This is a genomic window from Acidimicrobiales bacterium (assembly GCA_034521975.1).
Lineage (GTDB): Bacteria > Actinomycetota > Acidimicrobiia > Acidimicrobiales > SKKL01 > SKKL01.
In genome coordinates, this window is sequence record JAXHLR010000005.1 from 82,628 (window position 1) to 107,816 (window position 25,189).

Annotated in this window: 22 protein-coding genes; 12 read left to right on the forward strand and 10 right to left on the reverse strand. The window is 69.5% G+C overall.

Features of this window, described 5'->3' with window-relative positions; translation table 11 throughout:
- Positions 1–24: 24 nt before the first annotated feature.
- Entirely contained in the window at positions 25–3,267 is a 3,243-nt protein-coding gene (locus tag U5K29_07170; GenBank protein ID MDZ7678316.1) for a carboxyl transferase domain-containing protein, read from the reverse strand.
- A 67-nt stretch (positions 3,268–3,334) separates the two neighbouring features.
- Here U5K29_07170 and heR point away from each other — a divergent pair, with 67 nt between their 5' ends.
- The gene (heR, locus tag U5K29_07175) at positions 3,335–4,111 is read left to right on the forward strand and encodes a heliorhodopsin HeR (protein MDZ7678317.1); all 777 of its coding nucleotides are present in this window, start codon (positions 3,335–3,337) and stop codon (positions 4,109–4,111) included.
- A gap of 26 nt (positions 4,112–4,137) precedes the next feature.
- On the forward strand, positions 4,138–4,464 hold the full coding sequence (locus U5K29_07180; protein ID MDZ7678318.1) for a hypothetical protein: 327 nt from the start codon (positions 4,138–4,140) through the stop codon (positions 4,462–4,464).
- Between the two features lie 12 nt (positions 4,465–4,476).
- On the opposite strand, the gene U5K29_07185 is transcribed toward U5K29_07180, so the two are convergent.
- Together U5K29_07185 and U5K29_07190 are read right to left on the reverse strand one after the other, a co-directional pair.
- On the reverse strand, positions 4,477–4,974 hold the full coding sequence (locus U5K29_07185) for a flavin reductase family protein (GenBank protein MDZ7678319.1): 498 nt from the start codon (positions 4,972–4,974) through the stop codon (positions 4,477–4,479).
- 134 nt (positions 4,975–5,108) lie between these two features.
- Complete coding sequence (locus U5K29_07190) at positions 5,109–6,182, reverse strand: helix-turn-helix transcriptional regulator (GenBank protein MDZ7678320.1); 1,074 nt, start codon at positions 6,180–6,182, stop codon at positions 5,109–5,111.
- Between the two features lie 184 nt (positions 6,183–6,366).
- Between U5K29_07190 and U5K29_07195 the strand changes: the two genes are divergently transcribed.
- Both U5K29_07195 and U5K29_07200 read left to right on the forward strand, forming a co-directional pair.
- Positions 6,367–6,753: a CrcB family protein gene (locus U5K29_07195; GenBank protein MDZ7678321.1), complete on the forward strand. Its 387-nt coding sequence runs from the start codon at positions 6,367–6,369 to the stop codon at positions 6,751–6,753.
- A gap of 2 nt (positions 6,754–6,755) precedes the next feature.
- Positions 6,756–7,127: a CrcB family protein gene (locus U5K29_07200; GenBank protein ID MDZ7678322.1), complete on the forward strand. Its 372-nt coding sequence runs from the start codon at positions 6,756–6,758 to the stop codon at positions 7,125–7,127.
- A 33-nt stretch (positions 7,128–7,160) separates the two neighbouring features.
- Here U5K29_07200 and U5K29_07205 read toward each other — a convergent pair whose 3' ends face one another.
- Positions 7,161–8,525 (reverse strand): carotenoid oxygenase family protein, encoded by a 1,365-nt coding sequence (locus U5K29_07205; GenBank protein ID MDZ7678323.1) that lies wholly within the window; start codon positions 8,523–8,525, stop codon positions 7,161–7,163.
- A gap of 73 nt (positions 8,526–8,598) precedes the next feature.
- Here U5K29_07205 and U5K29_07210 point away from each other — a divergent pair, with 73 nt between their 5' ends.
- From U5K29_07210 to U5K29_07220, 3 genes are all read left to right on the forward strand, one after another.
- Positions 8,599–9,144 (forward strand): TetR/AcrR family transcriptional regulator, encoded by a 546-nt coding sequence (locus U5K29_07210; GenBank protein MDZ7678324.1) that lies wholly within the window; start codon positions 8,599–8,601, stop codon positions 9,142–9,144.
- A gap of 200 nt (positions 9,145–9,344) precedes the next feature.
- The gene (locus U5K29_07215) at positions 9,345–10,175 is read left to right on the forward strand and encodes an MBL fold metallo-hydrolase (GenBank protein ID MDZ7678325.1); all 831 of its coding nucleotides are present in this window, start codon (positions 9,345–9,347) and stop codon (positions 10,173–10,175) included.
- Between the two features lie 63 nt (positions 10,176–10,238).
- Positions 10,239–10,829, forward strand: coding sequence for a hypothetical protein (locus U5K29_07220; GenBank protein ID MDZ7678326.1), 591 nt, complete (start codon positions 10,239–10,241; stop codon positions 10,827–10,829).
- 1 nt (position 10,830) lies between these two features.
- Here U5K29_07220 and U5K29_07225 read toward each other — a convergent pair whose 3' ends face one another.
- Positions 10,831–10,989 (reverse strand): hypothetical protein, encoded by a 159-nt coding sequence (locus U5K29_07225; GenBank protein ID MDZ7678327.1) that lies wholly within the window; start codon positions 10,987–10,989, stop codon positions 10,831–10,833.
- A gap of 100 nt (positions 10,990–11,089) precedes the next feature.
- On the opposite strand from U5K29_07225, the gene U5K29_07230 reads away from it, so the two are divergent.
- Positions 11,090–12,343 (forward strand): TMEM143 family protein, encoded by a 1,254-nt coding sequence (locus tag U5K29_07230; GenBank protein MDZ7678328.1) that lies wholly within the window; start codon positions 11,090–11,092, stop codon positions 12,341–12,343.
- A gap of 135 nt (positions 12,344–12,478) precedes the next feature.
- Complete coding sequence (locus U5K29_07235) at positions 12,479–13,180, forward strand: aspartate/glutamate racemase family protein (GenBank protein MDZ7678329.1); 702 nt, start codon at positions 12,479–12,481, stop codon at positions 13,178–13,180.
- 61 nt (positions 13,181–13,241) lie between these two features.
- Here the strand turns inward: U5K29_07235 and U5K29_07240 are convergent, their stop codons facing one another.
- The 4 genes from U5K29_07240 to U5K29_07255 form a co-directional block, all read right to left on the reverse strand.
- The gene (locus U5K29_07240) at positions 13,242–13,934 is read right to left on the reverse strand and encodes a DsbA family protein (GenBank protein MDZ7678330.1); all 693 of its coding nucleotides are present in this window, start codon (positions 13,932–13,934) and stop codon (positions 13,242–13,244) included.
- A 33-nt stretch (positions 13,935–13,967) separates the two neighbouring features.
- Complete coding sequence (locus tag U5K29_07245; GenBank protein MDZ7678331.1) at positions 13,968–14,318, reverse strand: hypothetical protein; 351 nt, start codon at positions 14,316–14,318, stop codon at positions 13,968–13,970.
- An 81-nt stretch (positions 14,319–14,399) separates the two neighbouring features.
- Positions 14,400–15,215: an HPF/RaiA family ribosome-associated protein gene (locus tag U5K29_07250; protein MDZ7678332.1), complete on the reverse strand. Its 816-nt coding sequence runs from the start codon at positions 15,213–15,215 to the stop codon at positions 14,400–14,402.
- A gap of 190 nt (positions 15,216–15,405) precedes the next feature.
- Positions 15,406–16,677 carry a cyclopropane-fatty-acyl-phospholipid synthase family protein gene (locus tag U5K29_07255; protein ID MDZ7678333.1) on the reverse strand — a complete coding sequence of 424 codons (1,272 nt, stop codon included), beginning with the start codon at positions 16,675–16,677 and terminating at the stop codon, positions 15,406–15,408.
- A gap of 126 nt (positions 16,678–16,803) precedes the next feature.
- Between U5K29_07255 and U5K29_07260 the strand changes: the two genes are divergently transcribed.
- Positions 16,804–18,006: an acetyl-CoA C-acyltransferase gene (locus U5K29_07260; protein ID MDZ7678334.1), complete on the forward strand. Its 1,203-nt coding sequence runs from the start codon at positions 16,804–16,806 to the stop codon at positions 18,004–18,006.
- On the opposite strand, the gene otsB is transcribed toward U5K29_07260, so the two are convergent.
- On the reverse strand, positions 18,003–21,932 hold the full coding sequence (otsB, locus tag U5K29_07265) for a trehalose-phosphatase (protein ID MDZ7678335.1): 3,930 nt from the start codon (positions 21,930–21,932) through the stop codon (positions 18,003–18,005). The genes U5K29_07260 and otsB overlap by 4 nt on opposite strands.
- Positions 21,933–22,007: 75 nt before the next feature.
- Here otsB and U5K29_07270 point away from each other — a divergent pair, with 75 nt between their 5' ends.
- Positions 22,008–23,462 carry a potassium/proton antiporter gene (locus tag U5K29_07270; GenBank protein MDZ7678336.1) on the forward strand — a complete coding sequence of 485 codons (1,455 nt, stop codon included), beginning with the start codon at positions 22,008–22,010 and terminating at the stop codon, positions 23,460–23,462.
- Positions 23,463–23,523: 61 nt separating this feature from the next.
- On the forward strand, positions 23,524–25,152 hold the full coding sequence (locus U5K29_07275) for a diguanylate cyclase (protein MDZ7678337.1): 1,629 nt from the start codon (positions 23,524–23,526) through the stop codon (positions 25,150–25,152).
- The last annotated feature ends 37 nt before the right edge of the window (positions 25,153–25,189 follow it).

The window sequence follows — 25,189 nt, forward strand, 5'->3', positions numbered from 1 at the left end:
GCACGAGATCGTGCCACGCGTGTCCTACCAGGTGTCGATGGCGGGGCGGCGTGGCGGCGCTCCCACTGGCCGGTCGGGCGCGACGAGCACCGTCGTGATCCACCGACGGGTGTCGGCGGGATCGATCACATCGTCGATCTCGTAGGTCGAGGCGGCGTTGACCGCCTTGCCCATCTCATAGGCCCGGGCGACCGCGGCTTGGAAGACCCGCTCGCGCTCGTCGGGGTCCTCGATCGCTTCCAGCTCCCGACGCTGCCCCAGCTTCACCGCCCCCTCGAGGCCCATGCCACCCAGTTCCCCGGTCGGCCACGACACCGTGAACTGGGGGGTCTTGAAGCTGCCGCCCGCCATCGCCTGGGCGCCGAGCCCATAGCCCTTGCGGAGGATCACCGTGCCGATGGGGACATCGAGGTTGGCTCCGTTCACGAACATGCGGGAGAAGTGGCGGACGGTGGCCGCCCGCTCGGACTCGGGCCCCACCATGAACCCTGGCGTGTCGCACAGCGAGACGATGGGCAGCCCGTAGCTGTCGCAGAGCTGCATGAACCTGGCTGCCTTGTCGGCGGCGTCGTGGTCGATCGCTCCGCCGAGGTGGGCGGGGTTGTTGGCGATCAGTCCCATGGGCCGGCCCTCGATCCGCACCAGGGCGGTGACGATGCCCACCCCGAAGTGCCGTCGCAGCTCGAGCACCGACCCGGTGTCGGCCAGCGCATCGATCACCCGGCGCAGGTCGTACACCCGCACCCGATTCTCGGGGATCAGGTGCCGCAGCACGCGCTGGTCGGCGCACTCCCAGTCGTCGATCGGGCCCTGGAAGTACGACAGGTACTGCTTGGCCACCGCCACCGCCTCGGCCTCGTCGGCGACGGGAACATCGACCACGCCGTTGGGCACCTGCACCGACAGGGGACCGATCTCGTCGGGTTCGACGCTGCCCAGACCCCCACCTTCGATCATGGCGGGACCGCCCATGCCGATGGTGGCGCTCTGGGTGGCGATGATCACGTCGCAGCACCCCAGCAGTGCGGCGTTGCCGGCGAAGCAGCGTCCGGCGGCGATGCCGACCAGCGGGACGGTGCCGCTGAGCCGTCCGAACAGGTGGAACGCCATGGTGGCCAGACCCGAGAACTGGGTGATGTCGGTGTCGCCCGGCCGTCCACCGCCACCCTCGGCGAAGAGCACCACCGGCAGCCGCTGAGCCTCGGCCAACTCGAACAGGCGGTCCTTCTTGATGTGGTTGTTGTGGCCCTGGGTCCCCGCCAGGACCATGTAGTCGTAGGACATCACCACACAACGGCTGCGGTCGGCTCCGAACCGTCGACCGTTGACCCGCCCGATGCCGCCGACCAGCCCATCGGCTGGAGTGCGCTCGATCAGTTCCTGCAGCTCGCGGCGTCGCCGCTGGGCGGCGATGACCAGCGGTCCGTACTCGACGAACGAGTCGGGGTCGACGAGGTCGGCCAGGTTCTCCCTGGCCGTGCGGTGACCGGTGGAGTGGCGGCGCTCGACCGCCTCGGGCCGGGCCTCGTCGAGACCGATCGCGTGCCGGTCGACGATGGCGTCGAGATCGGCTCGCGGTGCATCGAGGTCGATGTGGTGCGGATCGTCGGCCGCGTCCTCGTCACCGGAGCCCGTCGCCCGGATCCGCACGAGCAGCTGACCCTCGGCGATGAGATCGCCGGGCCGGCCGGCCACCTCCACCACCACGGCGTCGGCGGGGGCGACGACGACGTGCTCCATCTTCATCGACTCGATCACCATCAGCTGGCCGCCACGGGGCACCTCGTCGCCGGCAGCGACGTCGACGGCCACGACGGTGCCGGCGAGGGGAGCGGTGACGGTGTCGGTGTCTGTGCCGGTGCCGGTCGCGAGCGGCTGGTCGGGGACCAGCGACGACGCGTGGGTCTCGACGAGGTCGGTGCCGGCCCGTCCGGCTCTCGTGTCGGGATGGGCGAGCACCCTGACGAGGAACCCGACGTTGGTGTCGACACCGGTCACCACCAGCTCGCCGAGCGCCCGTTCGCCGCGACGCAGCGCGGTGGCGAGGTCGGGGCCACGGGCGATGACCTTGGCCAGCAGGGGATCGAACCCCGCATGCACGGTGTCGCCGACGGCGGTGGCGTGGTCGACCCGGATGCCCGGTCCCGATGGCAGGTCGACGCGTGTGATGGTGCCACCCGACGGCAGGCTCGAGCCGTCGGGAGCCATCCGTTCGGCATACACCCGAGCTTGGACCGCGACACCGGAGGTGGCCGGAGTCTTCTCCAGTCCGAGGTCGGCAAGAGTGGCCCCTTCGGCCAGCTGGATCTGGACGGCCACCAGGTCGAGCCCGGTGACCTCCTCGGTGACGGTGTGCTCGACCTGGAGGCGGGGGTTCACCTCGAGGAAGCGCACCGCGTCGTCAGGATCAGTTGCGGTGGGGTCGACGAGGAACTCCACGGTTCCCAGGCCGTGATAGCCGACGGCCAGTCCGATCCTGGTGGCGGCGTCGACCAGCGCGCCCCGGATGTCGGGGGAGAGGTTCGGAGCGGGCGCGATCTCCACCACCTTCTGGTGACGGCGCTGGACGCTGCAGTCTCGGTCTCCCAGTGCGAGCACGGTTCCGGCGCCGTCCCCGGCGATCTGGACCTCGACGTGGCGAGCGCCGGACAGGTAGCGCTCCACGAGCAGGTCGCCGTCACCGAACGCCGCGGTGGCCTCGCTCCGGCAGCGTTCGTAGGCGCCGGCCAGGTCTTCGGCGCGCTCCACCACCCGCAGCCCGCGCCCGCCACCGCCGGCCACCGCCTTGAGCACCACCGGTCCAGCCGCCGACTCCAGGAACGCCGCCGCCTCCTCGAGCGAGACCGGTCCCTCGGAGCCGTCGAGCACGCCGATCCCGAGATCCCGCGCCAACCCCCGCGCCCTGGCCTTGTCGCCCAGCACCTGCAACACCGCCGGGGAGGGACCGATGAAGGCGACCCCGGCCGCATCGCAGGCCTCGGCGAACACGGCCTGCTCGCTGAGGAAGCCGTAGCCGGGGTGGATGGCCCCGCATCCGGTGGAGCGGGCGGCCTCGATCACCGCCTCGACGTCGAGGTAGCCCTCGACCCCCCGGCCGGGCAACGCCACCGCCTCCGGTGCCAGCCGGACGTGCACGGCATCCGCGTCGTCGGCCGCGTGCACCGCCACGCCGCGTCGACCCAGGTCGGCCAGGGTCTGCTGGATCCGGACGGCGATCTCTCCCCGGTTGGCGACCAGGATCCCCTCGAAGCTCACGTGCCCCCTCACGCCCGGTGACCCTACTGGCCTCGTGTGTGGTGTTGGTTCTGCAACCCTGTGGGTAGGAGGGAGGCCCATGGAGCCGAGCAGCCACGCCACGACCGGTCTGAGCGACGATCGCCTCGCCAACCTCAGAGTTTGGAACCTGGGGCTCGCCGCGCTGCACGGCGCCCAGGCGGTGCTGGTCCTGGTGCTGGCCAGCAGCTTCGCCGTCGCCGTCACCTCGACCTTCCCCCAGGGACCACCGGGCAGCCAGGTGCCCGCGCCCGAGCAGCTGTTCGAGGTGTGGATCGGCGGGGCCATCGCCGTGTTCCTCGGCCTGGCCGCCCTCGACCACCTCGTCACCGCCACCGTCGGCCGCGGCGTCTATGAGCGAGACCTGCAACGGGGCATCAACCGGTTCCGCTGGGTCGAGTACTCGTTCAGCGCCACCCTGATGGTGATCCTCATCTGTCTCTACAGCGGCATCACCGGGATCAACGCGCTGGTCGCGGTGGCGGGGGCCAACGTGGCCATGATCCTGTTCGGCTGGCTGCAGGAGGTCTTGAACCCGCCGGGTCGCACGCGGACGACGATGTTGGCGTTCTGGTTCGGGACCCTCGCCGGCGTCGCCCCCTGGATCGCCATCGCCATCAACTTCGTGGGCGCCGACCAGGTGCCCGGCTTCGTCTACGCCATCTTCGTCGTGCAGCTGGTGTTCTTCTTCAGCTTCGGGCTCAACCAGTGGCTGCAGTACCGCGGCGTGGGCCCGTGGGCCGACTACGGATTCGGCGAGAAGGCCTATCTGGTGCTCAGCCTCGGCGCGAAGTCGGCGCTCGCCTGGCAGATCTACGGCGGGTCGCTGTCGGGTTGACCGCAGTCGGATGGGATACTCGCGGGGTGAGCAACGATCTCCTCTGTCCCAACTGCGGTTCCGACGAGCACCTCGCCGGCGAGCCCCACGGCGACCTGATCCGCATCACGTGCTCGGCCTGCGACCTGATCTGGGACCGCGATCCTGCCCCGCGCTGCGCGTCGTGTGGCAGCACCGAGCTGCGTCCGGTGCCCCAGGCCGTGTGGGAGAAGTCGCGGGGCACCCAGCTGTCGATCGTGGCCATGACCACGGTGTACCTGTGTCCCGACTGCGACCGCGACCGGTTGCGACGGTTCCTCGACAGCGGCACCCCCCTGCCGCCTCCGGACAACCCGGCCGGCGCCGGCGGTTGACCCCCCGGGCGGTCAGTGGCGCTTGACGCCGCCGTACTTCATGCGGGTGTCGGACATCGCCGCGGCGCGGGTCTCCTCGTCGTTGACTGCGGCGTCGACCACCTCGCCGATGAACAGCGTGTGGGTGCCCAGGTCGAGGTGCTGACGGACCTCACAATCCATCCAGGCGATCGCCTCGTCGAAGACCGGTGCGCCAGTGGTGGCCTCCTTGACGGCGCGGCCGTTGAGGGCGCCGTCCTCGAAGGTTGCCGGCTTGGAGAACTTCACGAACACCTTGGTGTCGTCGGCATCCCACAGGTTGACGGTGAAGCCGCCGCCGTCGGTGATGAGTCGGTGGGTGACGGCATCGTTGTCGACCCCGATGCCGATCAGCACCGGTTCCATCGACAGCTGGGTGATCCAGCTGGTGGTCATGGCGTTGCGTTCGTCACCTGCTCGTGAGCCCACCAACGCCAGGGCGTTGGGGATCTTCCACGTGACCTTGTTGATCAGTTCCTCGTCGATGGCCATGACCTCAGGCTAGGCACGCACCGGCCCGGTGCTACCCGGCGGCGGACAGGTGCATCGGTGAGTCGGCGAGGTGGCCGATGGTGGCTGCGTCGACCGCCGACCCGGGAACAGGCTCAAGACGTGCTCCTGAGGTGTCAGGGGACGTGGGAGACCGAGGTGTGGAACTGATCGAGCACGTGTTCGGAGAACAGCCGGGCCAGCAGCTCACCCCGGCCGGTCACCTGTGACTTCTCGTAGACCGACTTGATGTGGTCGCGCACCGTGTGACTGGAGATCAGCAGCTCCTCGGCGATCTCCTTGGTGGACAGACCGCGGGCCATGTACAGCACCACGTCGGTCTCGCGACCGGTGAGGCCGTAGGACTCCAGCATGATCGGCACCAGATCGCCGGGGCGTGCCTGTTCGATGGTGACCGCAACCGATCCTTCTCCGTCGTCCATGGGGGTGACGTGGATGCGCAGCCACTCGCCGTCGCGGCCCTGGACCCTGGTGGCGAGGCTGGAGGTGTTGCGGCTCCACCGCGCCCGAGTGGCGGCGACCCGCACGATGCTCGGCAGCCCGGTCTCCTCGGCGCCCTGGGTGCGCAGGTCGTCGAGCAGACGCTGGCCGCCAGCGCTGACCGAACGGACCGCTCCTGCCGCGTCGAGGATGAGCACCACCGGCGGTTGGGCACTGGTGGCGTGGTCGACGCGGCCCAATGCCCGCCGGAGGACCATGGTGGCGGCGGGGATGAGCTCGCGCACGTCCGCCATCTCCTCGGGGGTGAACGGGCCGTCGCCGGCAGCGCGCGCGAAGACCCCGACCGCCAGGCAGGTGGTACCGGCGACGAAGGCCACTCGCAGCTCGTCGTCGATGCTCCTGCCATAGACCTTGGTGAACCGCGGGCTGCGGTCGAGGTCGCCGTCGATCGTCTCGGCCAAGGTGGCCATGGGGGGTGAGACCCGCGCCAGCTGGTTGAACTTGTTGAAGTCGGGATCGAGCAGTTCATTGTCCCAGAACGGCTCGCACAGCACGGGGTCGAACCCCTTCACGACGCCGCACACGGGCAAGCTGGTGTCGGGGTCGGTGATCATCACCGCCGCACCGTCGAACCGGGCGACCTGTTCGAAGGCCAGGACTACCTCGTCGTTGACCTCCCTGAGCGGCCGCTCGGCCTCGTCGGCGGCGCGGAGTCGGTCACGGGCACGGGTGAAGGCGACGATCCCCATGGGCGGAGCCTAAGCAGGGTGGACCTGGTGCTCAATCCCCTAGTTGGGGGGTCTCGGCTCGATGATCGTGGAATGATGAGGCCCCACTCGATCGAGGCCACGCGCTCTGGAGGAGGATCCGATCGACACCAGCTCGCCCGCGCACGCCGACCCGCTGCGGTCTGCGGCCGCACCCGACATTCTGGTGGTCGTCGCCCTGGGCGGGATGGCCGGGGCGGCGTGTCGCTACGGTCTCGGGACCCTGATCTCCGCCACGCCTGGTGAGGTGCCCTGGGACACCTTCGTCGAGAACGTGGCCGGCGCCTTCCTCCTCGGTGTCGTGCTGAGCGCGCTGGTCAGGCGGTTTCCCGGCTCGCGGTATCTGCGTCCGTTCCTCGCCGTCGGCTTCCTCGGTTCGTTCACCACCTTCTCTGCGCTGGCGGTGGAGGCTGACCAACTGATCCGCGACGGCCAGGCCGTGCTGGCGGCCGGTTACTGGGTGCTCAGCCTGGTTGCCGGCCTCAGCGCCGCGTGGGTGGGCATCGTCCTCGCTCGCTCGGTGCTGACCGCGGCAGGGGAGCACGACCGTTGAGTGTGTGGACCTGGTGCGGGTTCCTTGCCGCCGCTGCCCTGGGGGCCTGTTGCCGCTACCTGGCGAGCCTCTGGATCCAACGACGCGTCGGCGGTCACCACCCTTGGGGCACCTTCGCGGTGAACGTGGGTGGGTGTCTCGTCGCAGGGCTGATGGCTGGCGTTGCCCTGCACCAGGGCCTCTCCGCCGACTCGGTCACCGTGGTCGTCGTGGGGGGCATCGGTTCGTTCACCACCTTCTCGACCCTCGCCTTCGAATCGGTGCGCCTCCTGGAGGAGGGCGAGACGCTGGTCGGCCTGGTGAACGTCGTCGGTTCAGTGGTGATCGGTGCGCTCGCCGCGACGGCGGGGGTGGGGGTGACCACCCTGTGGTGATTCAGGCCAGAACCTGACCGCTGATCCGCCAGCTCAGGTGGCGGGGAGCCAGCTGCCGTGGAACCCGAAGGGCACCCGGACCGGCAGGTGCACGGTGGCCACCGGTGAGCCGTCGAAGTCGCGAGCGTCGACGACGATGACGTCGCTTCGGTCGGTCGCGGCGTCATAGACCACCGACAGGACCCAACCGTCGTCCTCGGCGGTGCCGTCGGGGTCGGCGACGAACACTCCTTCGCTGGGAAACCGGCCGTCGCCGGCAGGGTGCAGCGTGGCGTCACCCTTGTCGAGGTCCCACTTGATCAGGCCCTCGGAGTCGAAGGCCTCGTCGAGCGCCGAGGCGTCCATGGCGACCCCGTAGCCGAACCGGTGGCGCCGACCCACGAGGGCATCGGGCACCCGCGGGAACTCGGCCGGCCGGTCGTCGAGCCGGGTCTGGGAGACGGCACCGCTCGTGGGATCGATCACCCAGCGCCACAGCTGGGACGACTCGCCCTCGGGACCGATCGTCGATGCGGCGAACATGGTGTCGTAGCGGACGACGTCGAGGACGATCCGGTCGCCGTCGTCGAAGGCGTTGAGCGGGTGGAACACATAGCAGGGGTCGATGTCGAACCATCGCACGTCGTCGCCCGAGCCGCCGAGGGGCATGACCCCCAGGCGCGCGCCGGCGTCGGGCTGCCAGGCGAAGGGCATCGTCTGTCGGGCGAGGAGCTCGGTCGAGAACACCACCGGCAGGTCCATGAACACCACACGGCTGGCGGTGATGTTGAAGTCGTGCATCATCGTGGTGCGGGGGAGGTCGATCACCTCGGTCTGGACCAGCTCGCCTGCCGCGTCGGCCCGGTGATAGCGAAGGTGGACCGGCCCGAAGTCGTAGCCGAAGAAGTGCAGGTCGCCGGTGTCGGGGTCGCGCTTGGGGTGGGCGGTCATCGAGGTCAACAGCGCTCCGCCGAAGGTGTGGGGCCCGACCGTGTCCAGCTCGGGCGTGAGCTCGTACGGGAGCCCGACCTCGCCCAGGGCAAGGACGTGCCCGCCGTGTTCGATGACGTGCACCGCACCGCTGCTGGGGTTGACCGCGCCGCTCGGCACCGTTCCCGCTGCCGGAAGCTCGGGACGGGCCTCTTCGACCGACGGCGTTCGCACCCATCGGTTCCGGTACGTGCGGGCCCGGCCCTCGGAGATCTCGATGCCGTGGATCATGCCGTCGCCGAGGAACCAGTGGTGGTCCGGGCCGACCGGTCCGGCGGGGTTGGGTCCGGCCCGCAGGAGCCGACCGTTCAGCGCCGCCGGCAGCCGGCCGGTGATCTCGAGGTCGTGGTCGGTGCGCTCGATCTGCACCGGGGCGTAGTTGCCTCGCAGGTAAGGATTGGCGGTGCCGGTCTCGGCGTCGGTGCTCATCGGGGTCCCCTCGTCGCTGAATCTTGACAGTGGCAACCTAGGCGAAGTGCCGTGACAGTGTCAAGATATGGGCATGGCCGGCTACCACCACGGCGACCTGCGGCGGGCGCTGCTCGATGCCGCCGCCGCCGAGATCGCCGAACACGGTCCCAGTGCCATCAGCCTGCGGGCCATCGCCCGGCGGGCGGGTGTCAGCCACGCCGCACCGGCGCACCACTTCGGTGACCGGGCCGGCCTGCTCACCGCGGTGGCCGCCGAGGGGTTCCGCCGCATGAACGAGACGATGGTGGCCGCGGCCGGGTCGTCGACGGAGCCACTGCTGGCGCTCGGGTGGGCCTATGTCGCCTTCGCTCGGGACAATCCCGGCGAGTTCGCGGTGATGTTCCGTCCCGAACTGCTCGATGGGTCCGATCCCGACCTCGTGACCACCTCGGCCTCGGCGTACCAGCGACTGAGCGACGCCATCGCAACCACACCCGATGCGGCATGTGAGGGAGAGGAGCCGGGGGTCACCGCGGCGCGCCACTGGGCGCTGGTGCACGGGCTCGCCACCCTCATCATCACCGGCTCGCTCCCCACCGACGACGACTTCATCTACTCGGTGCTCGCCGGCGGGTGAGCCCGCTGGTCGGCGGTGCGGACGTCTCCCTCGGCCTCGAGCAGCACACCAACGATCGCCCCCGAGGTGGTGCCCCTCATTCGAGGGGGTCTGGCTCCCCGTGGCGGGGGGAAGGATTCCCCGGAACCGGGGATGTTGGTCAGCCACCGGATCGTCGTAGGTTCCTCCGGTCCGCCCGCACCGACCGGAGGTCCGACGCCGTGAGCCTCGACCCGCACCCCCCGATCCGGATGGCGCCCGTCCAGGTCGCCCCCGACACATTCCTGATCCGCTCGGCCCAGCCCGCCTTCGGGGCACCCCTCGCGGTCAACCTGAACTCGCTGTTGATCCGGGCCGAGGAGCCGGTGATCGTCGACACCGGCACCATCGCCAACCGAAGGCAGTGGCTGGACGATGTCTTCTCCCTCGTCGAGCCCACCGATGTGCGCTGGATCTACATCTCCCACGACGACGACGATCACGTGGGCAACCTCGCCGAGACGATGGAGCGCTGCCCCAACGCGATCCTCGTGGTCAGCTGGGCGGCCACCGAACGGATGGGGGCGTCCTTCCGCCTGCCACCCGAGCGGATGCGCTGGGTCGACGACGGCGGCACCCTCGAGGTCGGTGACCGGACCCTGCGGGCCATTCGTCCGCCGGTGTACGACAGCCCGACGACTCGTGGCCTGTTCGACCCCGCCACCCGCGTCTACTGGGCGTCGGATGCCTTCGCCACGCCGATGCCGGGCGACACGGTCGACGACGTCGAGGAGCTGTCACCCACGATGTGGGCCGAGGGCATGGCCATGTTCCACCACCATGCGCTGTGCCCGTGGCTCTCGATCGTCGACGAGTCGAAGTACCAGGCCGAGGTGGGCGCGCTCCGTTCCCTCTCACCCGAGGTGGTCGTGTCGGCGCACAGCCCGATCATCGGGGGCGAGGCGGTGGAGCGGGCGTTCGACCTGCTCGCGGCGCTGCCCTCCACGGTGCCCCCGCCCCACCCCGACCAGCAGGCCCTCGCCGCCATCGTCAGCGGTTCGGTGCCGGCCTGATCCGATCTCGATCCCCAACCGACTCGATCCCCAACCGACTCGATCCCCAACCGAAAGGACATCATGTCTGTCGAGACCCGAGCTCCGTCCCGTCTGATCCGTGCTGCGGCACTCACGGGTGCGTTGACGCTGTTGCTCGCCGCCTGCGGTGACGAGGACGACGGGGCCTCTGCCGCCCCGCCCGACACCACCGCGCCCGACACCGCCGCCGCGCCCGACACGCTCGAGGTCGTCGCGGTCGACTTCGAGTTCGAGAACCTGCCCGAGCGTGTCCCGGCCGGCACCCAGCTGACCTTCGTCAACAACGCACCCACCGAGCTGCACGAGCTGGTGGCGGTGCTCCTGCCCGAAGACGAGGATCGATCCGTCGACGAACTGGTCGGCCTTCCTCCCGAGGAGATGGGTCGATCGCTCTTCGCCGTCGAGCCGGTCACCGTGCTCATGGCTGCGCCGGGTGGCGAGCAGATCGCCGCGGTGGGTGACGGCACACTGAGCGAACCCGGCCGTTACGCCATCTTGTGCGTGATCCCCACCGGCGTCGAGCCCGAGGTGTACTTCGCCGCCGCGGCCGAGACCGAGGAAGGGCCGCCACAGGTCGAGGGTGGGCCGCCCCACATCGCTCACGGCATGTACGCCGAGCTGATCGTGGAGTGACTCAGAACTCCACTGCTGCCGCACGGTCGATGAGATGGGCGGCGTCGACCGCGACGATCCGTTCGAGCCCGGCGGCGCCCCTCGCCTGAGGAGGCGCTGGTGATGCGGTCCGAGGCGATGCAGCCTCGGAGGTGGTTGCGGCCGCGGTGCACCACGACACGGTGGCCGAATCCTGCTGAGACGGCGGATCGGTCCAAGGCGTCTCCCTCGCGACGTGCCACTGGGGCGCATGAGCTACCGGGGCGTCCTACCCTGACCTCATGGAGGAACGCGAGCGATTCGTGCCCCGCCGGGTCGGCCAGCTGATGCGCGACCTGGCCGAGATGCCATGGGACGACCAGGGCGGCACCGACGACGCCGAGGCCTTCCGGGCCTTCGCTCGCCTGGCCGCGGCGCTGTACCACTTCGAGTTCCACGAACGTGAGCAGTCCCTCGTCGAGGCCTGGGACCTCATGGCGCGCGACCCGGGCGCGGCGACCGAGCTGCGCTCCGCCCTCGACGAGCTGCTCGACGATGCCAACTACATCACCGTCAGCGCTGACGAGCTCGATGACGCCCTCCATCGCGAGTCGATGATCCCCTTGCGGCTCGAGGTCGACCTCGACGACTACGAGGAGCTGCTGATCTGCCGGCGCGACACCAGCCAGGAGACCATCGAGATACCGAGGTGGAAGGGCCTGCGCACCGAGGAGCGCACGGTCACCATCGAGGGCCGGGTCGTGGTGTTCGCCAAGGTGCGGCCCGCCGAGTGGTTCGAGGAGCGGGGGATCGACCCCGCCAAGCGCAACCTGGTCCCCGGGCACGTCTCGCTCAAGCAGTTCCAGCGGGTCCCGCGGGCCGACATCGAGATGCTGCTGCCCTCGACCCAGGTCCGCTACCGGCCGATCGACACGCTCATGGTCGGTGTCCCGGCGGTGGCCTCGGGCATCGTGGTGCTGGCCACCAAGCTGTTGCCGACGATCGGGCTCATGTTGGTGCTGGCCGGCGCCTGGATCGGTGTGCGCGACGAGCAGCCCGAGCTCGACCAGGCAGCGCTGGTGGTGCTCTTCGGTGGGCTCATGACCGTCGGCGGGTTCATGGTCCGGCAGTGGTCGAAGCTGAAGAACCGCCGGGTCAACTACCTCAAGACCCTCTCCGAGGCGCTGTACTTCCGCACCCTGGCCGACGGGCCCGGCGTGTTGCACATCCTGTTGTCGTCGGCCGAGCAGCAGGAGGTCGTCGAGGTGTTGCTCGCGTATCGCTTCCTGCTCGCCGAGCCCGAGGGCATGACCGAGGACGAGCTCGACGCCCGCGTCGAGCAGTGGCTGTCGGATCGCTACGACGCCGACATCGACTTCGAGGTGGACGACGCGCTCGACAAGCTGAGAGATCTCGATCTGGTCGAGGGCGACGACCGGCTCCGGTGCCGGCCTCTGCGCGACGCACTCGCCCATCTCGACCGCCGGTGGGACGACCTCTTCCAGTTGCAGCCCGAGGATCGATTCGTGGCGACCAGGGCAAGCGGCTCGGACTGACGCGGCGCGAGTGCGGGAAATCGGGCGCACCCGGGGTGGTGGAGCGGGACCGACTCGATGAGCGCGCCGGCTACCACCTCGACGTGCTTCTCCTCTTGTGACCCCGTCTGTCGATGTGTCGGGCAGTATGGGCCAATGGAGACGATCGGACTCATCGGGGGGATGAGCTGGGAGAGCACCGCCGAGTACTACCGGCTGATCAATCTGGAGACGCAACGGCGCCGCGGCGGGCATCACTCGGCTCGGCTCGTGCTGTGGTCGGTCGACTTCGCCGAGATCGAGGAGATGCAGGCTGCCGGGCGATGGGACGACGCGGGGGCTCTGCTCGCTGAGACTGCGCGGCGTCTTGAGTGGGCCGGGGCCGGGGTACTCGGCTTGTGCACCAACACAATGCACAAGGTCGCCGATGTCGTGGCCGCCGCGGTCGAGGTTCCGCTGGTTCACCTCGGAGATGTCACCGCGCGCGCGGTGCGCGACGCCGGGCTCTCCACTGTCGGCCTGCTCGGCACTGCCTTCACCATGGAACAGCCCTTCTACCGGCGTCACCTCGAGTCGCACGGCCTGACGGTGTTGGTCCCCGACGATGCCGACCGGGCGGAGGTGCACCGGGTGATCTACGAGGAGTTGGTGCACGGCGTGGTCGACGACGGGTCGCGACATCGCTACCGGGAAGTGATCGAGCGATTCGTCGATGCCGGCGCTGAAGGCGTGATCTTCGGTTGCACCGAGATCGAGCTGCTCGTCGGCGCCGACGACAGCTCAGTAGCGGTGTTCCCGACCACGCATCTCCACGCGAGCGCGCTGGTCGACGCAGCGCTCGCCGATGGTTCGACGTAGGACGACGTCTCGACCATCTGCTTCGCCCGCCTCGGGCCGGGCCGCTGACGCGAACGCCCGGTCAGGGCGTCTCGTTCTGGATGGTCTTCCAGTCGCGAGCCTCGAGGTATGGCCGGAAGCGTTCGCTGATCTCGACCAGGTCGTCGCGTCGCTTGGGCCGCTGTACCTCATAGAGATGGGGGAACTCGAGCCATCCCAGCATCAGCTCCCACAGTCTGACCGCGGCGTCGTCCCGAGGTGGGTCGATGAGCACCGGGCCGAACAGTGCTGTCTCACCGCCCCGGTCGTTCTCGAACACCAGGATGGGCACGCCCCAGCCCCCGAGGCCGGTGGCGCGGGCGTGGTCGGCGTGGACCTCGTCGTGGGTGGACGGGTCCTCGATCGCCGCTCGGACCAGGCCGGGATCGAGACCGATCTCTCCGAGCAGTTCCTCGGCGACATCGGGATGGTGGGGTTTGCGCCCGTCGACGTGCAGCGCGGTGGCGGCGGCCTCGTACCAGCGGTCGAGCAGAGCGGGGTCGTCGCGCCGCAGCAGCGCGCCGATGCGCATCATCGACCAGCCGTAGGACCACTCGCGCTCCCACGGGTGCTTCTTGCCCTCGACCCGGTTGATCTCCTCGAGGCTGAAGAACCGCCAGCCCACCTCGATGCCGAGCTGGTCGCGCACGTCGCGCATCCAGATCGAGCCCTGGTAGGCCCACGGGCACATGATGTCGAAGTGGAAGTCGACGCGGGTGATCTCGGGTCGGGCCATCGGTCTCCTCGGGTGGGGCCGGTCGCATCGACCCTATGCCGTGTCGACGCGGTCGGTCAGGACGCGGCGCGCACCGTGGGCCGGGCAACCGCTGCTCGGGTGCCGTTGCAGCGATGCGACCCGGCGCACCGCGCCGTCGACGATGAGCCGGGCTCTGGTGGCGTCGTGACCGGGGTGGTCGGCGGCGATCGCGTGCACCTGGTCGGCTGCATCCTCGACCGCGGCCTCATCGCCGCCCGAGTACCTTGCCAGATCGGCGGATGCGTCGGCCGTGCCTCGGCTCGTGTCGAGCGCCAGGGCCAAGGCGCGAGCGGTGAGCAGCTGCACCTTGCGATCGTCGTCGCACCTCTTGGCGGGACCCGGGGTCCCCATCGGCCCGGTCATGTCGCCATTGTCGCGAGCGGTTCAGCTGAGCGACAGAGGCGAAGGTCCTGATGGGCTCGTGTCCGACGGGCGGGTGGGGGTTCAGTCCTCGTCGTCGACGGGGGTGATGAGACCGTAGTGACCGTCGTAGCGGCGGTAGAGGACCCGTCCGCGTTCGGTGGCGAGGTCGGTGAAGAACACCCATGGGTCGGGACTGTTGTCGAGTGCCTCACGTGCCTCGTCGAGGTTCAGCTCGGGCGCGGCGAGCGGTTCGACCACGATCGCCGCCGCCGGGGGCGCCCCGTTCTGACCGGTGCTGTCGCGCCCGTCGTCGAAGCGCAGCCCGTAGGCCCCGTCGTCGCGGCGGTGGACCATGGCGTCGCGCCCCGAGGAGGCTTCGCGGAACAAGAAGAAGTCGTAGTCCATCGACTCCAGGTCGAACACGGCCTCATCGATCGAGGCGGCCGGCGTGGCGAAGGACTTGTGCTGCACGATCTCGCGCTCGGCCACCGGCCGGTCGTACCACGGCGGTCGCTCGGGTGGCAGGTCGCCGTGGCGCCACTCGCCCGGGGGGCTGGTCGGGCCCCTCCGACGGAGGGCGCGACGGTGCTCGTGGATCTGCTCGATGCGACGGCGCAGGCGCTGTTCGAGCAGGTCGATGGCCTCGGTCATGGAGGTGCCCGAGACGTGGGCACGGATGCGGTCGCCGTTGAGGTCGAGGGTGGCACGGCAGAGCGCGGGCCGTTCGCGCCCGGGGCCGCCGGCCATCTCCATGCGCAGGTCGATGTGCAGGACCGGCTGGTCGATCAGATGCAGCACCTTCTCGATCCGGTCGAGTGCGAGCTCACGGTCGGCGTCGGCGATCTCGCCGGACAGCGCGACCTCGACTGGCAGGTCTCCCAACACACGATCAACCATGGCTGATCCCTTCAGGTCAGGTCTCGTCGCTCCCGGAGCGCGCGGATGCGCCGGGAGGGAAGACGGGACGGGGTGGCCCGGCCGCGTCGCAGGACATCCGTGGGGTTCTCCGTCGGAAGGTGTCGCGACGCGTCGGCATTGCTCTCTCAGCGTGGCGCGGGTCGCCGCGATTTCCAAGGGTCGAAGGTCATCATCCCCACGTGGCCCTGGTGGGCGGCATCCCGCTGGATCCCGTGGCGTTCGGGACCACGCCCAGCACCTGGTGGATCGAGATGCCGCCATCTTCGAAGCCGAGGGCGGAGCCGGCCATGTACAGGTGCCACACCCTGGCGCGCCGTTCGCCGACCAGGTCGACCGCAGCGTCCCAGTTCGTGCTGAGGTTGTCGACCCAGCTGCGGAGGGTCTGCGCGTAGTGCTCGCGGAGCGATTCGACGTCACGGACCTCGAACCCCGCCGCCTCCATCGCTGCCACGACGTCGCCGACATCGATCAGGTGACCGTCGGGGAAGACGTAGCGACCGACGAAGCTGCGATCGTCGACCCTGGACCCGCCCACCGAGGAGATGGCGTGGTTGAGCAAGCGGCCCGTTGGCGCCAGCAGCTCGTGGAGGTGGCCGAAGTACTCGCCCATCCGCTTGGCGCCGACATGTTCGAACATGCCAACCGACGAGATGGCGTCGTAGGGGCCGTCGGGCACGTCGCGGTAGTCCTGGAGGCGGATCTCGACGAGGTCGGACACCCCGGCCTCGGCCACCCGCTTGCGGGCGAGCTCGGCCTGTTGCCGGCTGATGGTGACCGCCACCACTCGTGTGTCGTAGTGGGTCGCGGCGTGGATGGCCATCGATCCCCACCCGCACCCGACGTCGAGCAGCCGCATGTCCGAGCGCTCGTGGAGCCCGAGCTTGCGGCAGATGAGGTCGTGCTTGGCAGCTTGGGCCTCGTCGAGCGACAGCGTCGGCTCGGTGAAGCGGGCACACGAATAGGTCATGCTCGGTCCGAGCACCAACCGGTAGAAGTCGTTGCTGATGTCGTAGTGATGGCCGACCACCTGCGCATCGCGACGCTTGGAGTGCAGCACTCCCCGGGGGGCTGCCTCCTCGGGCGGAGGGGGGAGTGGCTTGCCGACCAGCCCGAGCGTCCTCGCCGCGGACGCGGTCTCGCGAAGGATCCTGGGGCTGAACATCGGTCGCTCGGGGGCCGCGGCGCGCAAGCTGCGCAGTCCCTCGAGCAGGTCGTCGCCGGGGGCGATGTCGATGTCGCCGCACACGTAGGCCCTGGCGAGGCCCAGTTCGCCCGGTGCCCACATGATTCGGCGGATGGCGTCGGGTGAACGGATGACCATGGTGGTCTGAGCGTCGTCAGGACCGAGCGAGCTCTGGTCCCAGAACTCGATCCGCACCGGTGTTGATGATCCGACCATCGTCTCTACAACTGGTCCGAGGATCTCGGCAACTGGTTGCACGGTGATGACCTCCCCGTGGTCCACACGGCTCTTTCGTGGAGCCTACCCGAACGCCATCGCCCGGGTCCGGGGAAGACGGTCGGGGCCACTTCGACTGATGTGGGCGAGGGCGGTAGCGTCGTGCCCATGCGCGAAGCCGTCATCGTCTCCACCGCCCGCACCCCGATCGGCAAGGCCTACCGGGGTGCGTTCAACAACACCCAGGCCCAGGCCCTCGCCGGTCACGCGATCCGCCACGCCGTCGAGCGCGCCGGTCTCGAAGGCCCCGAGGTCGACGACGTCGTCGTCGGTGCCGCCCTCCAACAGGGGTCGCAGGGCATGAACATCGGCCGCCAGGCGGCGCTGCGGGCCGGGCTCCCCACCTCGGTGCCGGGCCAGAGCATCGACCGCCAGTGCTCGTCGGGGCTCATGGCCATCGCCACCGCCGCCAAGCAGATCATCCTCGACGGCCAGCAGATCGCCGTCGGCGGCGGCGTCGAGTCGATCTCGCTGGTGCAGAACGAGCACCAGAACGTCTACCGCCTCGTCGACAAGGATCTCGTCGCCGAGGTGCCCGGCATCTACACCGCCATGATCGAGACCGCCGAGGTCGTCGCCGACCGCTACGGCATCTCCCGCGAGGCTCAGGACGAGTACGCACTCCAATCCCAGCAGCGCATCGCCCAGGCTCAGGAGGAGGGCCGCTTCGAGCCCGAGATCGTCCCCATGACCACCGTCAAGACCCTGGTCAACAAGGAGACGGGCGAGACGAGCGAGGAGGAGGTCACCCTCACCCAGGACGAGGGCAACCGTCCCGGCACCACCATCGAAGACCTCCAGAAGCTGGCACCGGTGTGGAGCGGCGGCCAGTTCGCCAAGGAAGGCAAGTACGTCACCGCCGGCAACGCCTCCCAGCTCTCCGACGGCGCCGCCGCGGTGGTGCTGATGGAGGCCGCCGAGGCCGAGCGCCGGGGCCTCGAGCCCCTTGGCGCCTACCGGGGGATGGCCGTCGCTGGCGTCGATCCCGAGGAGATGGGCATCGGTCCGGTCGCAGCCGTGCCCAAGCTGCTCGAACAGACCGGGCTCAGCATCGACGACATCGGGATCTGGGAGCTGAACGAGGCCTTCGCCAGCCAGCTGCTGTACTGCCGCGACACCCTCGGCATCCCCAACGATCGCCTCAACGTGTCCGGCGGGGCGATCTCGATCGGTCACCCCTATGGCATGACCGGTGCCCGCTGCACCGGCCACGTGCTGCTGGAGGGCAAGCGTCGTGGCGCCAAGTACGGCGTGGTCACCATGTGCGTGGGCGGAGGCATGGGCGCCGCCGGGCTCTTCGAGATCTTCTAGTCGGCGGCGAAGGTCTGCTGTTCGCCGGGGGCGAGCTCGTGGACCTCGCCTCCGAAGCCGACACGGATCGGGCCGAGCTTGCTTGGACGGACGGCCACGGTGACCGTGCCGTCCTCGAACTCCAGGTCGACCCACCGGCGCCGGTAGCGCAGGTCGAGCGAGAGGTGCTCGAGCTCGGCCGGGAGGCTGGGGTCGAGCCACAGCACGCCGTCGCGGGTCTCGATGCCGGTGTAGCAGTGCTGCAGCAGATCGACGGTGCCGGCCATGGCGCCGAGGTGGATCCCCTCCTGGGTGGTTCCACCCTGCACGTCGAACAGGTCGCTGCGCAGCGCCTCGAGGAAGAAGTTCCACGACCGGCGCCGGTCGATGCGTGACATGACCCAGGCGTGGACCACACCGCTGAGCGTCGAGCCGTGCGAGGTGCGGGCGTCGTAGTACTCGACGTTGCGGGCGATGGTCGTGTCATCGAAGGGGTAGCCGAGCCGTTCGAAGATCTCGGCCACCTCCCGCGGCGACAGCAGGAAGAACAGCATCAACACGTCGGCCTGCTTGGACAGCTTGTAGTTGTCGGGGCTGTCGCCCTCGGCCTCGAGGATGCGGTCGAGGCGCTGGATGTCTCCGTAGCGCGACCGGTAGTCGGCCCAGTCGAGCTCGGCGAGGGCGCCGTAGCCCTCGAACTGGCTGATGATGCCGTCGTCGTGGAAGCAGACCCGCATCTTGTGGGTGATGTCGCGCCAACGGTCGAGCTCGGCGGCGGTGAGGCCGAGACTCTCGCGCAGCTCCTGGGATCGGCGTTCGGTCACCTCGTCGAGGGTGTCGAGGGCCCGGCTGATGCACCACACCGCCATGACGTTGGTGTACGCGTTGTTGCGCAGGCCCGGCTCGTCGGCGTCGGGGTATCGCTCGTGGAACTCGTCGGGTCCCATGACCCCGCCGATCTCGTAGCGGTCGAGGGCCTTGTTGTAGGTCGAAGCGCTGTCCCAGAACCGGGCGATCTCGAGGATGAGCTCGGCGCCGTGGAAGGCCAGGAAGTCGCCGTCGCCGCTGGCCTCGTAGTACTTCCACACGTCGTAGACCACCGCGGCGTTGATGTGGCGTTGCAGATGCGATCCGTCGGGGAGCCACCGACCCGATCTGGGGTTGAGGTGCAGCGTCTGGGTCTCCTCCCGCCCGCTGCTCCCGCTCTGCCACGGGAACATCGCACCGCGATAGCCCTCCTCGGCGGCAGCGTGACGCGCCTCGTCGAGGCGCCGGTAGCGGTACATGAGATGTCCGCGGGCGAGGCCCGGCCAGCGGACCGCCAGCAGCGGCAGGATGAACAGCTCGTCCCAGAAGATGTGGCCCCGGTAGGCCTCCCCGTGGAGCCCTCTGGCCGGCACCCCCGCGTCGACCTCCGCCGAGTGCTTCGAGACCACCTGGCTCAGGTGGAAGAGGTGGAGGTTGATCGCCATGGCGGTGGACTCCTCGACCGACGCGTCGAGGTGGGCCCGGTTCCAGACGTGGCTCCATGCGATGACGTGGGGCGCCAGGATCTGGTCGAAGGTCGCTGCTCGCTCGACGCGGGCGCGGGCATCGGCGCCGATCTCGGTGACGGCGTGGTCGCGGGAGGTGTGGATGGCCGCGACCTTCTCCACCGAGACGGGCGACCCCTGCTCGAGGTCGAACGAGAGGTGGTGGCCGACCACGTCGCCGTCGGTGGTCGCGCGCACCTCGGCACTGGGTCCGGTACCTCCGGGGGAGAGCCTCGTGCGCGCCGCCACCGCGAGTCGGACCCGTGACTGGGTCGTCTCGGCCTGCAGGTAGGCGACGCCGTCGTCGCGGGATTCGGCGTCGATCACCTGAAGGTGGCAATTGGCCAGGTCGCGGTAGCGCGGTACCCCACCGTTGGTGACGCCGCCGTCGATGCAGGACCGCACCTCGACCCGGCCTGACCAGTCCTCGGCGAGCAGTGTCGTCTCCAGCACCGCGAGATGCGGGTCCGACATCGACACGAGGCGCCGCTGAGTGATGCGGGTCGTGCGGCCCTGGGCGTCTCTCACCCGCGAGCTGCGGGTGAGGACCCCGCGGCGCAGATCGAGCTCGAGCGAGTGCTCGATGATGTCGACGAGACGGAGGTCGAACCACTGACCGCCCTCTGGGCGCCACGACAACGGCAGCCAGTTCGGGGCGTTGACCATGTCCTCGTTCTCGACCTCGCGGCCCGACACCTCACTGACGAGTCGGTTGAAGACGCCGGCCAGGTAGGTGCCGGGATAGCTGGATCCCCCGGCATCGTTCTCGGGCAGCGCGCCGCGGGCCGCCATGTAGCCGTTTCCCAGGGTGCACAGGGCCTCGCGCAGCCCTTCCTGATCGGGGTCGAACCCCTCGTAGCGCAGCACCCACCGGTCGGTGTGCAGACGGGACTCGAGCAGGTCGGCCAGACGGTGCAGGAAGGTGACCGTCTGACCGGGGTCGTCGAGGCGGAGGTGGGCTGCGGTGGAGCGCTCTTCGGTGCCGACGATGACGCCGAGGCCGTCGTGGTGGATGACCCGAAGGGCGTCCTCGTCGGTGTCGTCGTCGCCGACGTAGAGCGGCATCACGTCGGGCTGGTCGAGGTGGAGCTGGCCGAGGAGGAACCGCAGCGCCCGACCCTTGTCCCAGTCGAGGTCGGGGCGCAGCTCGAAGATCTTCTTGCCGGTGGTGCGTCGCAGCCCGGGTCTCGATTCGATGGCGCGGTCCACGGCCTCGTCGATCCGTTGCAGCTCGGCGTCGGGCGCCATCCGGAAGTGGATGGCCACCGCGTAGGACTTGCGCTCGACGATGACTCCGGGAATGTCGCCGATCTCGTCGTCGAGAGCGTCGGCGGCCTCGGCGAGCCGTGGTTGGGCGGCCGCGCCGTCGGGGTGCTGGTGGGCCCAGCCCGGCCCGGTGATGTCGAACCCGTGACTGCCCGCGTAGACGAGCTCGTCGACGCCGACGAGGTCGGCGACGTCGGCCCGGTCGCGCCCGCTGACCACCGCCACCGGGCACAGCTTGGCCAGGCGATGAATCGCCCGCCGGGCGGCGTCGGACAAGGTCGCGGCCGCCGGGTCGTCGACGATGGGGGTGAGCGTTCCGTCGTAGTCCAGGAAGACCGCCGGACGGCGACCTTCGAGCCGTTCGGCCAGGCCGGTGATGTCGTCGAGAGCGTGGGGAAGCTCGCGCAGGGCGGCGGCAGGGGTGATGATCTCGATCTCGTCGAGGTCGTGCACCACCTGGCCGGCACCGTGGGTGGCCAGGTCCTCGGGGTGGCCGGTGCGGTCGACACCCACGATGAGCCCGAAGCCGCCGGCGCGGCCGGCTTCGACTCCCGAGATGGCGTCCTCGACCACGACGGTGCGGGCGGGCTCGGTGCCGAGGCGGCGGGCCGCCTCGAGGAAGATGTCGGGGTTGGGCTTGCCCGCCAACCTCAGCTCGTCGGCATCGTTGCCGTCGACGATCACGTCGAAGAGGTCGGTGACCCGGGCGGCGTCGAGCACGGCCCGGGCGTTGCGGCTGGCGGAGATGGCGGCGGTGGCGATACCCGCCCGGCGAGCCTCGCGGAGGAAGGTGATCGTGCCGGCGAACGCGCGGGGCGCCTCCCGCTGGAGTCGGGCGAGAAACAGGTCGTTCTTGGCGTTACCGAGCGCGGCGACGGTGTCGTGGCCCGGTGCGTCGTCACGGTCGCCGTCGGGTAGTTCGATGCTGCGGGAGCTGAGGAACCCGCGCACCCCGTCGAAGCGGGGCTTGCCGTCGACGTAGCGGCGGTAGTCGTCGTCGGTGAAGGGCTCGTAGTCGCGATCACCACTGCGGGCCAGCAGGAACTCGTCGAAGAGCTCCTTCCAGGCAGCGGCGTGGACCGCTGCGGTGTCGGTGATCACACCGTCGGTGTCGAGCACAACGGCATCGAACTCGCCAGGGCTGATCATGTCGACATGATGGCACCCCACCCACCTGAGTCGCTGCAGCGCGCGAGTGATGTGGTCTTGGGGCACGCTGGTGCGGTGACGCCCGAGCCGATGATCATTGCCGCCGCGGCCCTGCTGCTGACCGGGGCCCTGTTGAGCAAGACGTCGTCGCGCTTCGGGGTCCCCAGCTTGTTGCTGTTCATGTTCCTCGGGATGGCTGCGGGCTCCGAGGGAGTGCTCGGCATCGAGTTCGAGGACTTCGAGCTGGCCAGCAGGATCGGCTTCATCGCGCTGGCGTTCATCCTCTTCAGCGGAGGCTTGGGCACCGATTGGACGAGGATCCGGACGGTGCTCGCTCGCGGCGCCGCATTGGCGACGGTCGGCGTCGGCCTGTCGGCGGGGGTGCTCGGTGCCTTCGCCGCGTTGATCCTGGGGTTCGACCTGGTCGATGGCCTGCTGCTCGGGGCCGTCATCGCGTCGACCGATGCCGCGGCGGTGTTCTCGGTCATGCGGTCGCGCGGGTTGGGTGTCGAACGGCCCCTCAAACCCTTGCTGGAGCTGGAGTCGGGTAGCAACGACCCTGCCGCGGTGTTCCTCACCGTCGGTATCATCGGTTTGATCAATGCCGATGGTCCGGGCGTCGCCGGCCTTGCGGGCGTCTTCGTGCTGCAGATGGGGCTCGGGATCCTGATCGGGTTGGTCGCCGCCAAGGGGGCGGTGTGGGTGATCAACACCGTCCGGCTCGACTACGACGGCATCTATCCGGTCATGACCGTGGCCTTCGTGTTGTTGGTCTTCGAAGGGACGACCTGGCTCGGAGGCTCGGGCTTTCTCGCCGCCTACGTGGCGGGACTGACCTTCGGCAACAGCGACGTGTTGCACAAGCGCAGTCTCACCCACTTCCACGACGCCATCGCCTGGCTGATGCAGATCGCCATGTTCGTGGTGCTCGGCCTGTTGGTCTTCCCCTCCGATCTCGGACCGGTCGTGTTGCAGGCGCTGGCGGTCGCGCTGGTGCTCATGTTCGTGGCCCGCCCTCTGGCGGTGGTGATCACGTTGCTGCCGTTCCGGGTGCCCTGGCGCCACGTCGGGTTCGTGTCGTGGGTGGGGTTGCGGGGTGCGACCCCGATCATCCTCGCCACCTTGCCGGTGGTGGAGGAGATCGAAGGGGCCGAGACCATCTTCAACGTGGTGTTCTTCGTGGTGCTGAGCTCGGTGTTGATCCAGGGTTCGAGCATTCCGTTGGTGGCGCGGTGGCTCGGAGTGGCCTCCGATGAGGACGAGCCGAGGGGCTACTGGATCGAGGCCGCCCTCGCGGGCGACTCCGGTCACGACCTGCACGAGATGGTCGTGCCGCCGGGCTCGGCCGCCGACGGGGTGGCGATCGTGGGCCTGCACCTCCCCGCCGATTCGCTCATCGTGTTGATCCAGCGCGGTGGTGACGTGGTCGTTCCCGAGGGGCGCACCGAGATCAACGGCGGCGACCGGCTCCTGGTCATGGCCGACGACTCGACGCTGCCGGAGGTGCGCAGCATCCTCGGGGTCGGCTGACGCCCGAGAATCGGGTCTGCGTATCCTGTTCAGGTCGGATCGGTTTCCGACGGGGAGACACATGAGCAGCGAGCGCTACTCGGACGAGCAACTCGAGGCCAAGATCCAGGACCTGCTCGCGCTCCACCCCGACGCCACCGTCCTCGCCATCGAGCCGGGCAACTACGCGGTCGTCGAGCCCGGACATCCTGGGATCGCCGACCTGGTCGAGGCCGGTTTCGAGGTCCACGGTCCCGTGGCCGCGCTCGACCTGCTCCACCCCGACTCGCGACCGGCCGCGCTCACCGCCATCGACCGGGTCGCCCCCACCGGCGTGGTCTGCGACCATCTCTTCCTTGCCGACGGTTCACCGGTCGAGTCCTATCTGTTCGACACGATCGCTCGCCGCAAGGTCTATCTCGGCCTGCAGGTCCCTGCCTCCGGCGCGTCGGCCCCGCCGGCCACCGCGGCGCGCGACGTCGTCCCCGTTCGGGTCACCCATCTCGGCACCGACGACCTTGGCCGGGTGCTCTGGGTCGACACCGCAGGACGCGACGACCTCGACCCGGCGGAGGAGCGGTCGGTCGGCTCGTTGTCAATGGAGGTCGTGCACCCCGACGACTACGACCGGGTACGTCTGGGTTGGGCAGAGATGCTGGCCAACCCCGACGTGGTGCATCGTCTGCGCTTCCGTCGCCGCTTCGGCGACGGCTGGAAGTGGTTCGAGGCATCGATGACCAACCGGTTGGCGGACCCGGAACAGCCCGAGGTGCGGCTCGGGCTCGTCGACATCTCCCTCGAGGTGGAGGCCCAGGACGAGATCCGACGACGCGAGCGGTTGCTCGACCGCCTGGCCGAGGCATTGCCCCAAGCCATCGTGCAGTTCGACCGCGACGGGCGCGTGGTCTACCGCAACCGCCTGGTGGGCGAGCTGTTCGGAGCGGGCGTGGAGATGGTCGAACCGCTGCTCGCCGCGACCGATCCCGAGCGCCGGGGTGAGCTGGCCTCGGCTCTGGAGGCCTCGCTGCGGGGCGGGGACCAGGACATCGAGGTCCTGCTCTCGGTCCCCGGCAGGACTCACCCGCTGATCGCGGAGATCGTCCTGCGGAGCCTGTCCGGGGACGGCGGTGCGCCGGACGGGTTCATCTGCTGCATCTCCGATGTCACCGAGCGGGCGCGCCTGCGTGAGAACCTCGAGATCCGGGCCACCTTCGACCCGCTCACCGGGCTGCACAACCGGGAGTCGACGATCCGTTCACTCGAGGCGGCGGTGCTCGCGGCCGGGCCGGGTGGTGTCGCGGCTACGGGTGTCGCGACGATCTTCATCGATCTCGACGGGTTCAAGACGGTCAACGACTCGTTCGGACACGCGGTCGGCGACGAGGTGCTCGCCGAGGTGGCAGCTCGCCTGGCCGGGGCGGTGCGGGGCCGCGACGTCGTCGGTCGCCTCGGAGGCGACGAGTTCCTCGTCGTCTGCCCCGATGTCGGTGGTGTCGACGACGCGCTCGCTGCCGCCGGTCGCGTCGCTGCGACACTCGAACCGGGTCCCGCCGCCGACGACCGCCTCCGTGCCATCCGCGCCAGCATGGGTGTGGCCTGGACTGCTGGCGAGGAGTCGGCAGAGTCGCTGATGGCCAGGGCCGACGACGCCATGTACGAATCGAAGCGAGGAGCAGGCGGTCGGCCGGTGCTGGCTCCGCCTGCACCTTGACCCACGGCTTCGGCCGGAACCGACCGGTCATCAGCAT